This window comes from Nostoc sp. CmiVER01 (assembly GCF_034531135.2).
GTDB lineage: Bacteria > Cyanobacteriota > Cyanobacteriia > Cyanobacteriales > Nostocaceae > Nostoc.
This window is the reverse complement of sequence record NZ_JAVRBU020000021.1, coordinates 45,388-58,658: the sequence shown is the minus strand read 5'-3', so window position 1 is coordinate 58,658 and position 13,271 is coordinate 45,388. Positions and strand designations below refer to the sequence as shown.

The 13,271-nt window shown below is 42.2% G+C and carries 9 protein-coding genes; 5 read left to right on the top strand and 4 right to left on the bottom strand.

The window, feature by feature from the left end:
- The first annotated feature begins 166 nt into the window (after positions 1-166).
- Positions 167-451 carry a hypothetical protein gene (locus tag RMZ43_RS30050; RefSeq protein ID WP_322647786.1) on the top strand — a complete coding sequence of 95 codons (285 nt, stop codon included), beginning with the start codon at positions 167-169 and terminating at the stop codon, positions 449-451.
- Positions 452-511: 60 nt separating this feature from the next.
- Positions 512-1,828, top strand: coding sequence for a cell division protein FtsZ (gene ftsZ / locus RMZ43_RS30045; protein ID WP_322647787.1), 1,317 nt, complete (start codon positions 512-514; stop codon positions 1,826-1,828).
- A gap of 299 nt (positions 1,829-2,127) precedes the next feature.
- Here the strand turns inward: ftsZ and gshB are convergent, their stop codons facing one another.
- The 4 genes from gshB to hflX form a co-directional block, all read right to left on the bottom strand.
- A complete protein-coding gene (gene gshB, locus RMZ43_RS30040) occupies positions 2,128-3,102 on the bottom strand; it encodes a glutathione synthase (RefSeq protein WP_322647788.1) in 975 nt (324 codons plus the stop codon).
- 235 nt (positions 3,103-3,337) lie between these two features.
- On the bottom strand, positions 3,338-3,607 hold the full coding sequence (gene grxC / locus RMZ43_RS30035) for a glutaredoxin 3 (RefSeq protein WP_322652392.1): 270 nt from the start codon (positions 3,605-3,607) through the stop codon (positions 3,338-3,340).
- Positions 3,608-3,989: 382 nt separating this feature from the next.
- On the bottom strand, positions 3,990-4,820 hold the full coding sequence (locus tag RMZ43_RS30030) for an XDD4 family exosortase-dependent surface protein (RefSeq protein ID WP_322647789.1): 831 nt from the start codon (positions 4,818-4,820) through the stop codon (positions 3,990-3,992).
- Positions 4,821-5,264: 444 nt separating this feature from the next.
- Positions 5,265-7,010: a GTPase HflX gene (hflX, locus tag RMZ43_RS30025; RefSeq protein WP_322652416.1), complete on the bottom strand. Its 1,746-nt coding sequence runs from the start codon at positions 7,008-7,010 to the stop codon at positions 5,265-5,267.
- Positions 7,011-8,083: 1,073 nt separating this feature from the next.
- Between hflX and RMZ43_RS30020 the strand changes: the two genes are divergently transcribed.
- From RMZ43_RS30020 to RMZ43_RS30010, 3 genes are all read left to right on the top strand, one after another.
- The gene (locus tag RMZ43_RS30020; RefSeq protein WP_322652393.1) at positions 8,084-9,811 is read left to right on the top strand and encodes a calcium-binding protein; all 1,728 of its coding nucleotides are present in this window, start codon (positions 8,084-8,086) and stop codon (positions 9,809-9,811) included.
- A gap of 231 nt (positions 9,812-10,042) precedes the next feature.
- On the top strand, positions 10,043-10,207 hold the full coding sequence (locus RMZ43_RS30015; RefSeq protein WP_322647791.1) for a hypothetical protein: 165 nt from the start codon (positions 10,043-10,045) through the stop codon (positions 10,205-10,207).
- A complete protein-coding gene (locus RMZ43_RS30010) occupies positions 10,204-13,044 on the top strand; it encodes a DUF3131 domain-containing protein (RefSeq protein WP_322652394.1) in 2,841 nt (946 codons plus the stop codon). The genes RMZ43_RS30015 and RMZ43_RS30010 overlap by 4 nt, the downstream gene beginning before the upstream one ends.
- Positions 13,045-13,271 lie beyond the last annotated feature (227 nt).

The following is a 13,271-nucleotide window of genomic DNA, read 5'->3' as shown; positions in this document are numbered from 1 at the left end:
AAGGGTTCTCGTAAGATAGACTATTGCTCGAACAAAGTCTCCATTAAGACCCCCCAAACAACAAATTAATCAGGTATAGTCTGACAAAGTAAATTATTGCTTACTTCAACCTTAGGGATAAGTAAGTATAAGGTAAATTTTGTGTCTAAAGTTGCAGCTATCCCCAATGGTGAAATCTATTAACAATATTATTGAGGTAGATCAGACGCACTGTAGTGTGTCTTTACTAGTTCTGCCCTCTGCTGAGAATAATGAAACGATTAATGTATGGTTGAAGTTATACAGATCACTTTTAGATAAATGTAGGTATACTTCTCTAGAATTGGCTGTGCGATCGCTTGCCTTGAAGGCTCATCCCATAGCAAATTTTCACACTGCCAACTCTGTTAGGCTTGGCAGTAGTGAAAACAATAAAGAACAGTGCCATAGTATTGTGGCACTGTCAAACTAAAGTTGACTCTGAGGTGAGTAACACCTGAAAAAGTCGTTTATCTACCCTTTGACAAATCCAATGACACTTGATAATAACCAAGGACTTAACTATAAAAATTCCCAATCGACGGGACAGCCGGGGTTCTCTCTGGCAGTTAACTCGACCAATCCCTTTAATAACTCTGGGTTGAACTTCGGACAAAATCACGATAATAAGAAGATTTCTACGGAAAATAGCCGAATTGGCGAGATCGTTCCTGGTCGGGTTGCCAACATTAAAGTGATTGGTGTCGGTGGTGGCGGTGGGAATGCCGTTAACCGCATGATCGAATCTGATGTTTCTGGGGTAGAGTTTTGGTCAATTAACACTGATGCCCAAGCTCTAACCTTAGCTGGCGCTCCCAGTAGATTACAAATCGGACAGAAGCTAACACGGGGTTTAGGAGCAGGTGGTAATCCTGCCATTGGTCAAAAGGCAGCAGAAGAATCACGAGATGAAATTGCCACAGCTTTAGAGGGTGCAGACCTAGTATTTATCACTGCTGGTATGGGGGGTGGCACTGGGACAGGTGCAGCGCCGATAGTGGCAGAAGTAGCAAAGGAAATGGGCGCTCTGACTGTTGGTGTAGTCACACGTCCATTTGTGTTTGAGGGCCGCCGCCGTACTAGCCAAGCAGAACAAGGTATTGAAGGACTAAAAAGTAGGGTAGATACACTGATTATTATCCCCAACAACAAGTTGCTAGAAGTGATCCCCGAACAAACACCTGTGCAAGAAGCTTTTCGTTATGCAGATGATGTACTGCGTCAAGGGGTGCAAGGTATTTCTGATATCATCACAATCCCTGGTTTGGTAAACGTTGACTTTGCTGATGTCCGAGCGGTGATGGCAGATGCGGGATCGGCATTGATGGGAATTGGCGTTAGCTCTGGAAAATCTAGAGCCAGAGAAGCTGCGATCGCAGCTATTTCTTCACCATTACTAGAATGTTCTATTGAAGGTGCCAGAGGGGTAGTCTTTAATATTACTGGTGGTACTGACCTGACTTTGCATGAAGTGAATGCAGCCGCAGAAGCAATTTATGAAGTAGTTGATCCCAACGCCAATATTATTTTTGGGGCTGTAATTGATGACAGACTCCAAGGTGAGGTAAGAATTACTGTAATTGCCACCGGGTTTACAGGTGAAGTGCAAGCTGCGGTACAACAAAGCGTAGCGAACGTTCGAGTAGCACCTAATACCTCGAAGCGACCAGTAACACAGCAACCAGCTGTTAATCCTTCAACCTCAACTCCAAGTTCAACTCCAACTCCAACTCCAATTCCAGAACCGAAAGAAAAACCAGGATTAGATATACCTGATTTTCTGAGAAACCGACGTACACCACGGAATTAAAAGATTTTGGATTTGAGGTTTTAGATTAAATTAGCAGTCTCAGGTTAGGCTGACTGCTGTATAAAATCTGCTAGTTCCAGGGTTTTACTAAGAGCAGGGGTAAGCAATCTGTTGCCATCCCCAATCTTGCTAATGGGTAAAAACTCGTTAACGCTACTTTATAAAAATAAAATTAACTTGGGCAGGAGTCGGCTGGCTCACATGTCCAGCTATGCTTTTGGAAAAAATAAACTGATGTAGTAAGCACAAAGCGTGCTTACTACAAACCCTCAAAACTCGAAGCAAAAAATAAATGTAAATTATTGTTTGCTTTCTATTGTCTGTTCAAGCCATTGAATAACCTGATGACCAAGGTGAGTACCATCTAAGCGATCAATCTCACGAATTCCAGTAGGGCTAGTGACGTTAACTTCAGTTAAGTAGCCACCAATAACATCAATACCTACAAAAATTAAGCCATCTTGGCGTAACCGTTCGGCTACTTGGGTACAAATTTCATACTCCCTTGGGGTAATTTCAGTTTGAGCGACTGTGCCACCAGTAGCCATATTATTGCGAAAATCAGTTCCGCTAGAGAGGCGATTGAGCGCACCAATTGGTTCGCCATTGAGTAGGATAATTCGCTTATCTCCTGCTTTTGCCTCCGGTAAATAGGTTTGCACCATTACAGGCACTCGACCTTGGAAAGTACTGAGTTCGACAATAGAGTTAAAATTGCGATCGCCTGATTGCAAAAATAAAATTCCTTCCCCAGCTTTGTTACCCAGTGGTTTGAGAACCGCAGCTTTGTTCGCTTCGACAAATTGCCGGATAAACTGCTTATCAGCACTAACAATGGTTTCTGGAATTGCTTTAGTAAACTGGAGGGCGTACATTTTTTCATTTGCCCCTCGGATGCCGTTAGGACTGTTAATCACCAAGGTTTTATTTTGGTCAATGTAATCCAGAATGTACGTGGCATAGAGGTAGGAATCATTGACAGGTGGATCTGTCCGCATAAATACGGCGTCCATTGTCTCTAAAGAAGTTAAGCAAGAATCGCTCAACTTATACCAAGGATTCACCGCTACCCAGCGTCCCTCCAGCAACTGCACTGGCACAAGTTCGACTCGCTGTAGGACAGCCCAAGCTTTGCTCTCCACCACACTCAGCAGATTTGCCTGAGTCACCCAAACTTCGTGTCCCAGGATTTGCGCTGCTTCAATTAGGGCAACACTGGTATCATGACACGGGTCAAGCAGATGGATGGGATCAATGATAAAAGCCAGTTTCACCCTTTATACCTCAATCACCAAGAAATTAAATGGTTATTCAATTATTATCTCTTGATGCTCTCACCAATTGACGTATATATGTACTGCTGAGTGGAACCTAGTGGATAAAGTCTTGTGGACAGATATCGTTTTTTTGAGAAAAATCCTGTAAACAAGGCAGCGCGTAACTCTCCAGAGTTGTGGCGACTGCCGTGTGTAGCGGCTTGTCGCTAGCTTATAGCAATATTTACTCAACCTATACGTTGCTAGAAGTTAGTAGTTCATCTAGTTTGCCTTGACTGTCTAAAGCGTGGATATCATCACAACCACCTATGTGATCATCATTGATAAAAATTTGCGGTAAAGAGCGCCGTCCATTTGCTCTTTGAGCCATTTTATTTCTGGCTGCGTCATCTCCATCAATGCTGTATTCAATAAATTCAACTCCCTTGTTCTTCAACAAACTTTTGGCACGAATGCAAAATGGGCAAGTTCTCCAAGTGTAAATTTCTACTTTTGCAGCCATAAAGTCCTCAACTTTATTTAATACTTTTTAATTTTAGAACTTTGCCACTGACTCTAGTGGTCTGTCAAATCCATTTTGACGGTTAGAGAGACGCGATAAATCGCCTTCTTTACAAAGAGACGCGATAAATCGCCGTCTCTACAGGAAATCTATTCATAAATTATTTATTGACAGACTATCAATACCTTATCTTGCTTTGTCTTTACCCTTATAAGGCGCTAACTTGGTTTACATAAAAAATTAGTCAAGAGATAAAGTCTGGATTCTTGACTAAGATATTATGTTTATACCAATTTTGTTAAAAAACAGAGTGGCTATTATTTAATTGTGAGAATTGCTTATAAAGCGTAACTCAGTTGTCAGTTAGTACTCAAGTTCTCATTTAAGCTGAGACTAGAGGCTTTTTCTTGGCAACCCTCAGCGCACCTAGAGCAAATAAACCAAGAGCTACTGTTGCATTAGACTCAGGTACTCGTTTAGGTGGAGGTGGCGGAGCAATATAATAAGTACTAGGCTCATCTAAACCAGTACCATACTGAAAACGAATATTCTGAATCTTTGTTAAATCAAAGCCAGTAGGTAGCCCTGAGAAAACGAATGTGGCAGAGTCTTTTACAAAAGTCCCTCCACTTACTGCTGAATTTGGACTATCGTAACCAGTAATAATACCGTAATTGAATTGCTGTCCACCCGAAAGACCGAAACCAGGTGATATCCCAAAACCTGCTGTACCAATACCGTAGTGCTGAGTTACTGGCTTAAGTACGCCACTAGCACCACCAAGTCCAGTGCTAGCGGTAGTCTTAGCAAAACCCCATTCAACTGTATTTCCTCCAACCTTGGTGAGATCGACATTAGTTCCGGTAGTTACATTATTCTTGATTACGGTTGGAGCTTTGGCTGAAGACAAGGTTAAGTTTGTTAAGGGAGATCCAGCATAATCCCAAAAGATTCCTGTTAGAACATCAGAAGGAGCTGATGCACCTGGGCCTGTATTAGTAAGGGTCAGTGTCAACTTGCCTGCTATTGAATCATCAAAGACAGCTTTTGCCGAAAGGGCTGTACTGCTTCCACCTGATATTGGGTTAGTACCTGTAGCTGAGAAAGTCATGGAGGCTGCATCTGCTCTTGGCATCTGCGAAATAACCACAGCTAATGTTGATATACAGTAGGCCGCATAACCTACTATCTTCTTGGAATATAGTTGAGACACTTGCTTTAAACTCCTTTGGTTTCTATTTAAGGCATTTAAAATGTCTTAAGAGAACTTTTTTAGTAATAAACGCTCATGTATAAATTGACATAAGAAACTATTCATTGTCTACCTTATATATCAAGGTTAACTAAAACTTTAAGTTGGAAACAATCAATAAATTCTTACCAGTATATATAATTAGCTTCAGTGTTTACACTTAAACTAATTTTAAGCTTAAAGTATGCATAATCAGCTTGCTTAATTAAGCTTCTATTTTTCAATATTTAATCAATTAATTCGTATGGGAGATTGGTAATTCGCTTTACAATAAAAGCTGATGGTTTTCCATAGATACCACGAGATTTTAGATTTAACTTTGGGGAAGGCGATTTCGCCTTCCCCAAAGTTGAAAATTTAGGACACTAATATTAAGATGTTGACACTGAATTCGCAACTCAAGTTTTAACTACAGTCAACGGCATATTCAATCAGCTGGGCAAGACGATGACGCAGGGTTTCTAATCCCAAGCGCTGACTCGCAGAAATAAACACCGCGAGGGGAAATTCTTCCCTAGCTAGAGCCAGTGTCTCACTATTGGCTTGATCAATCTTGTTAAAAACAACCAGCGCGGGGCCAGGAGTTATTGGCATTTGCGCTAAGATTTCTCTGACTGAGCGAATATGACGCAACCAAGCGGGATGAGACAAATCCACCAAATGGAGTAGGGCATCGGCTTCTGTGACTTCCTCTAAGGTGGCGCGAAAGGCATCCATTAATGATGCAGGCAGTTCATGTATGAACCCTACTGTATCTGTAATCAGAATTTCTTGAGGTTTATTAGCTTCGCCATGAGGAATTACCAAACGGCGCGTAGTAGGATCGAGAGTCGCAAATAGCTGGTCGGCTGTATAAACTTCTGCGTTAGTAAGAGCATTCAACAAAGTGGATTTGCCAGCATTAGTATATCCAACCAAAGCCACTGAGGGAACTTCTTCATGCTGTCGTCGCTGTCGTAACCGTGAACGATGCGCTTGCAATTGGTCTACTTCTTTTTGTAGTCGAGAAATGCGCTGCCCAATGGCACGGCGTTCAGTTTCTAGTTTGGTTTCACCAGGGCCACGAGTTCCAATACCACCACCCAATCGGGACATGGCGCGACCTCTACCAGCCAGTCGCGGTTGCATGTATTCTAATTGTGCTAATTCTACTTGCAACTTCCCGGCACGAGACTGAGCGCGTTGAGCAAAGATATCCAAAATTACTTCGGTGCGGTCAACCACCCGGATACCAATTTGCATTTCTAAGTTGCGGACTTGGGAGGGTGAGAGGTCACGGTTAAAGACGACGAGATTAACTCCTAGTGTTTGGGCAGTTAGGGCAATTTCTTGCACTTTGCCTTCGCCAACTACTGTCTGGGGATGAATGCGCGATCGCTTTTGTTGTATTGTCTGTAATACATTTCCCCCAGCAGTATCAACTAAACGCGCCAATTCCATTAGGGTGTCTTGGAATTGTAGGGGGGTTATCTCACTGGTCATTAGTCCTACAATTAACACGCGATCGTGGTCAGAATCTACTTCCTGAGCAACAAATTCGCGTTGGAATTCCGCTTCCAGATTTTCTACCAAGTCTACTAAATCCTGTTCTGCCAGATCATCCAAGCCCAGAGGTGGCGATATATTCCAGCTTGGGGATTGAATTTGGCTCTCTTCTACTTTGAAAGCAGCAGGACTAGTAATCAACGTGCGAGACTCTTGGGGTATCAGATGAGCTAGATAAGCTTCTTTGACATATCCAGTCGCACCGCCTCCCCGTCGTGTAAATCCTGTTCCGGTAATGTTTAGGACTACTAGGGCATCTAAGCGTTGCAGTGCCATAGCCGTGAGTGCCGACTCATTTGGCGGTTCTGCCTTGAGATGGGTGGCGATGCAACGAATACCACTGAGTCGTTCTGCACCGTAACGGGGCAATTCTAGAGGTGGTATTTGTGTTTGACGCGGTGTGCCTACCCCGACGCGAATCACTTGTCCGCGACGGTTGATATAGGCGCACACAGGCTGATTGATTTCTGTACTAATTGCTGCCAGACGCTGGGAAAACTCGGACGTGGTGATGCGATCGCCCGGTATACGCTGGTGATACAGCCTCTGTAGTTGCTTCAGCTGGCTGGACTTTAAACCTTGGAGATTTCCAAAAATAGTTTCTATAGGCGTTTATGACCAGTTAAATGGCCCCCCGAATCCTTATATGTCTATTTTATAACAGGGTTTAGCCTCCTATCTCTCTCTTTTGAGGGATGCATTATGAATTAGTTGGCGGCGGATATTCATTTTAGGCTATGGCGGTTCTAAGTTGAGTTTAATAGAGACTTAACCCTCATTCGCTTCCCTACAAGGATACTCTTCTCTTGGTCAAAGAAGAGGAAAAGGGGCAGGGAGCAGGGGGAAATGAATGACCCCATCAAGAACTGCTGTGAAATGAAGGGGACAACATGGGTTCTCTGACAAATGAGCGATCGCTCTTGAAAGTACACCAGTAGTTGACTGATGCTCCAAACTCATACCATTTCTTTATGAGGCTACGCCAAATTTTCTCAGTTTCTTATTTCTTTCTGTCTTACCCTGCGAGAAATATCGCTTCTTTAAAAATTTTTAGAGAAACTTCATCAAATCCTTGCACAAAGCGCTCTCCACTCCCATATCACTCTAGAAATTAACAGGATTCCACTACGACGTCTCCATAAAAATTTCGTATTTGTTGTAAAAAAAGTAACTAAGTTCAGAATATTTACTGATTTGTGTCCTTGGTGTAAAGGTTAGTTTTAATACAGGAGTTCACCAGACTCAGTTACACCGCTTACAACAGGTTCGACTAAGTTGTTACATTAGTTCCCTTAAGTTAAAGGGTAAACCTACTAAAGTTTCAACCAATTTAATTAACCGCTCAACAAGCGCAGAGATGACAGGAAAAGTCTCCGGCTTTGTATTGTGCAAATTGTCCGATCACTTTCAATAAAACACTAACGATTGACGGTATCGACATCCCTACTTTAACCATCAACGGTTAATAGGATAAAAATTTTCAGTTTTACAAAAGTGTTTCTACAAACGATGCGATTCTAAGTCGCGATCGCCACCGGAAAGGGCGGGTACGCCATCGCACAACTGCGACTGTCTTAAAAAGACTAGATAAATTATCCATTCAAATAACTACTTAGCAACATAGTTTATTGCTGAGAACGCACTACCAATTCACCTTACAAATATTAGGAGTTAATCTCATGGCTGGCAAAACATACTACGTTTCTGGAACAGGTAATGATAAAAATGATGGCTTGAAGGAAGGAGCTGCATTTCGCACCCTTCAAAAAGCTGGAGACTTGGTGAAGGCAGGTGATACCGTCTACGTCATGAATGGTACTTACACAAATATTTACCCTAACATTCTGGATATTTCAGATAAGCACGGTACTGCTAAGGCGCCAATCACATTTACTGCTTATCCAGGACACACACCTGTTCTAGAAGCACACAAAAACAATTGGAATGCTGTCTCAATTACAGGCTCTTCTTATATAGTAGTTAATGGGCTGACGATGACGGGAGCGCGAGATGAAATTACATTAAAATATGCGCTCCAGGAAAAGAATAATTTAGGTAATCCAGCAACATCTGGAAATGGTATTAATGTTACATATATTGATGGCGATGAAAAGCAGCATTCACATCACATCACAATTAGTAATAACAACATTTCTAAGTTTCCCGGAGGTGGGATTGGAACAACCCAAGCAGACTACATTACAGTAGAAAAAAATGTCGTTTCTGGGAATGGTTGGTATTCTCCCTTTGGAGTCCAAGGGATTACAATGCTGAACCTCTGGAATTCTGATAATAATGTCAAAGATTACAAAGTAATTATTCGTGGTAACACTTCCTTTGATAACAATCAGTTAGTACCTAGTGATGCAACGGGAAGAATACAGGAAGGTCATGGGATAATGCTTGATAGAAGCTATATTGGCACTGATTTTTATGAAGGCAAAGCCTTAATTGCTAACAACCTAATCTACAACAATGGTGGCGGAGGTATTCAGATTTTCAAAGGACAAAACCCTGTAGATATTGTAAATAATACAATTTACAAAAATTCTCAAAACCTTTTACTTGGAGAAATTTTTATTAACAGCTCTAAAAATGTTCAGGCATCTAACAATATTATGTATGCCAAGTCCGGAGCGTCTGCCAATTATATAGCTAATTCTAGTAATGTTTCATTTGACAATAACATTGCTTACAACGGAGCTTTTAAAGACACAGGATCAGGAAATGTTTTAAAAGACCCGTTGTTTGTTAATGCAGCGAATCATGACTTTAGACTCAAATCTGGAAGTCCTGCGATCGATGCTGGTTCCAATGCCTTCAATAAAAGCACTAAGAATACTCCCATAGATGGCGATGGCAACGGCAGTGTATTGATTGATGCTGGTGCATACGAAGCCGCGACCAATAAGACTGCTATTGCTAACCAAATTTCTCTTCTTAATGGCACTGATAGCTCTGAGTCCCTAAAAGGTAATGACCAAGCCAACAAAATCTATGGGTTTGGGGGTCAAGACACTATCGTAGGTAATCTAGGAAATGACCAACTTTTCGGAGGCGACGGAAACGATACGCTATTTGGTGGTATTGGCGATGACCAACTATTAGGGGGTGCAGGCAATGACCTACTTTATGGGGGCAATGGCAAAGATGTACTTACCGGAGGTTATGGTGCTGATACTTTTGTATTAGCTTTAGGTGAGGGCACAGACTCTATTACTGACTTTGAAATAGGTAAAGATAAGCTTGCGTTGTCAGGTGGTCTTAAGTTCGGTCAATTGTCGATACAGCAACAAGGAAGTATTGCCTTGATTATGGATAGTTCTGACAATCAAGTGTTAGCGAGGTTGGATAATGTCACTGCAAGTATCCTTTCGGCTCAACCTTCTACTTTTATCACTATTTAGTTGTATCTTTTGATATCCCTCTCCTAAAAAACCATTCTGTTTTCTTCGGAGAGATATATGACAACAAAGCGATCGCATTAGTCGAGTGTATTCCGATTCGCTTTTTAGAGATTGTTGAGGGTTTTAGAGTCTGAATACGTGAATAAAATAACACCCTAAGCATTTTTTTTGTCAATTTTTTATTTCTTTGGTTAGACTGAGTTTGCAATTTTCTTAGATCCGGAAAATTTTGTGTTTGCACTCGTCACCTACTTTGCAGTACTGCTCAAGAATATCCGTACAACGGAATATCGGATCAAAGCGGCGCAAGAATTTCACTGGTTAGCGCGTGATTATACTGCCGGGAACGAGAAATTTGTCACCTATGACGCTCCTAACTCCTTCTTTGCATTATGATATACAAACCCCGGCAACAAAAACTGTTGAGATGGATTGCATTGTTCCTAATTGGGACATTTCTGCAATTGTTGTTTTACATCCCGACACCAGTCTTATCCGAAAATTCCAGTAGCTGTGGCAATATTACAGCCCCGCTTACTCCTGAAGAACAAACTTATGCTCGTGCTGCTTGGCAGTATTTTGTCAAAAATTATCAGCCAGCAACGGGATTTACCAATTCTACTGGCGGTTATCCTTCTGGTACACTCTGGGATATGGGGAATTACCTGATGGCGTTGAATGCTGCACGCTGGTTGAATCTTACTGACCAAGCAGATTTTGATTCACGTCTTAACAAGTTTTTGACAACTCTCAGCAGCTTAAAATTATTTGAAGATACTTTGCCTAATAAAGTCTATAACGCAGCCAATGCACAAATGGTTGATTATGGCAATAATCCACTGGATCGAGGTATTGGTTGGTCTGCTTTGGATGTCGGGCGAATCCTGGCTGCGTTTGATGTTATCCGCACCTGTCATCCTCAATATAATGACTGGGTAAAAGGAATTGTAGCAAAATGGCAAGTGGCGCGATCGCTCAAAGATGGGCAACTTTATGGCGCTGCTGTTCTCCCAGACAACAAAACGCTGCTGGTGCAAGAAGGCCGGCTTGGCTATGAAGAATACGGCGCTAGGGGTTATCAACTTTGGGGTTTCTCTGCACCCAAGGCTATTTCTTTAGAACCATTTCAGCTAGTTGAAATTAATGGTGTGCAAATTCCGGTTGATACCCGTGATTTTAAAAGCACCAACGCTAATAATTACGTTGTTAGTGAGTCTTATATTCTTGATGGGATTGAGTTTGGTTTGCAAGGTGAGTTAGCTGATTTTGCTGCCAGGGTTTTAGATGTGCAAAAACGACGTTATGATTCTACAGGGCAGTTGACTGCTGTCACAGAAGATAATATTGACCAAGCGCCTTACTTTCTCTACAACACCGTCTACGCTAACGGTGCAAACTGGGCTACAATCACCGATGCCAATCAACCTTATCCACAGTTTCGCAGCATCAGCACCAAAGCTGCTTTTGGTTGGCGCTATCTTTTTCCAGATAATGCCTATGCTCAAAAAGTTTTTGATGTTGTCAAGGATCTCCGCAGTCCTGATGACAGTGGTTACTATGCTGGTATCTATGAAGAATCAAAACAACCAAATAAAGCTTTGACAGGTAATACTAATGGATTGATTTTGGAGATTTTATACTACAAAGCTAAGGGAAATCACCCTTTAATTGCTTCTAGTTCTGCAACTGTGTCTACTGGCAAGCCCAGTGAAAATGCTTCTCCTGAAACACCATCAAATCAACCGAATTCTACTGTTACGACTCCTACCGCAAATCAACCAAATTCTCCTGTTACAACTCCTACCCCAATCCCTGCGGGTACTTCTAAACCTACAGAAGTGGCTGTTGCACCCATTCCACCAGTGAATAGTCCCAAATCATCTAGCCTGAAACTAGATCGACCTCTGTCAGTAATTGAACGACGTTATGCAGAGGCGGCTTGGCGATACTTTCAAGCGAATTATCACTCGAAGAGTGGGCTGATAGACGATCGCAGTGATTTCAAAGGTGCAACCCTCTGGGGCTTAGGAGATTATCTGGCAGCAATCCATGCAGCGCGATCGCTCGATATAATTACTCCTAAAGAATTTGACCAGCGCACTCGACATTTTTTAGCAGCGTTGACAAAGTTACCATTATTTGCGGGAGAATTGCCGGGTCGGGGTTATGATACCAGAACGCTACAATCAGTAGATTATGGTGGAAATCCAGTTCCAGAAGGCAACGGCTGGTCAGCTTTAGATTTAGGTAGAATGCTGGCAGCACTTTACAACTTAAAAACTTGTCATCCAGAATACACGGCTGCCGTAGATAAAATAGTGCTGGATTGGTCATACTTGCGTGTGGTGCGTGAGGGTATTCTTTCTAGTGCTACAACCACCAAAGAGGAAGATGGGCGATCGCTTACCCGCGTCAACCCTGAAACCCGCTTGGGCTATGAAGAATATGCCGCTCGTGCTTTTCAACTATGGGGATTTAATGCTGATGGTTCTGCTGTTGGTGGTGAATATCAAACTGCCTCAATAGAAGGAGTGAAAGTACCAATCCAACGCCGTCGCACGGATACTAAATCTAAAGTTAATCAATACACAGTTAGCAATCCTTTCTTACTCTATGCACTGGAATTTGGACTAGATCCAAAAATGCGATCGCTCTTTGAACCAATTTTTCAGGCGCAAGCTGAACGTTACCATCGCACTGGAACTCTCACAGCTTCAGCCACCACATTAATTGATCGTAAACCTTACACTGTCCACAGTACAATTACTGGACGGGGTGAGTCTTGGGTGGCCTTAGGAGATGACGGGCAAACTGTTCCAAAAGGGCGATTGGTAAGTACAGCAGTCGCTTTTGCCTATAATGCCCTGCTTCCAGAAAACAAGTACAGTCAAGAGTTACTGCAAGGAACGACTGACTTATACAATCCATTAGCCGGATTTTATGAAGGTTTCTATGAAGCCACAGGTAAAACGGCAGTTGGTTTCACCAGCAGCACCAACAGTATGATTTTGCAATCCTTGCTGTACAAAGCCATGAATCGACAACCCTTAATTCGTCCGGCTACCAGCATGAAATCTCCTTGGTGGCAAGAAATTACAAAGGGAGATTCTGGGCGAGGTTTACCCAACACTGCAAAACAACGAGCCAAGTTAATTTCTGATAGTTCTGGAAGTTACTGGGTTTCAGGTAGTGAAAATACTAAGTTGGTGACGGATACAAAAGTTACAAAGTAAGAACGTTTTCCTATATCAATACCTTTCGGTTAAAGGGGAAAAGGGAAAAGAAAAACTTTTAACCTTTTCCTCAAGCCCAATTTCAAGTTAAAAATGCTTAACCGAACAGTATTGCTTCCCATACCTGAAGCAGTTCCACCTACAACAAAGTCAGCTAATCGGCAGAGTTAAAAGTCAGGCGACTTTTGGACTCTGCTTTTTAACGGTTATTTTGGGAAATCTTATTA

Excerpts from the sequence above, each read along its gene's own strand:
- grxC (WP_322652392.1), bottom strand. The coding sequence starts at position 3,607 with ATGGCTGCAAAAGTAGAAATTTACACTTGGAGAACTTGCCCATTTTGC.
- RMZ43_RS30020 (WP_322652393.1), top strand. The coding sequence starts at position 8,084 with ATGGCTGGCAAAACATACTACGTTTCTGGAACAGGTAATGATAAAAAT.
- RMZ43_RS30010 (WP_322652394.1), top strand. The coding sequence starts at position 10,204 with ATGATATACAAACCCCGGCAACAAAAACTGTTGAGATGGATTGCATTG.
- ftsZ (WP_322647787.1), top strand. The coding sequence starts at position 512 with ATGACACTTGATAATAACCAAGGACTTAACTATAAAAATTCCCAATCG.
- RMZ43_RS30050 (WP_322647786.1), top strand. The coding sequence starts at position 167 with ATGGTGAAATCTATTAACAATATTATTGAGGTAGATCAGACGCACTGT.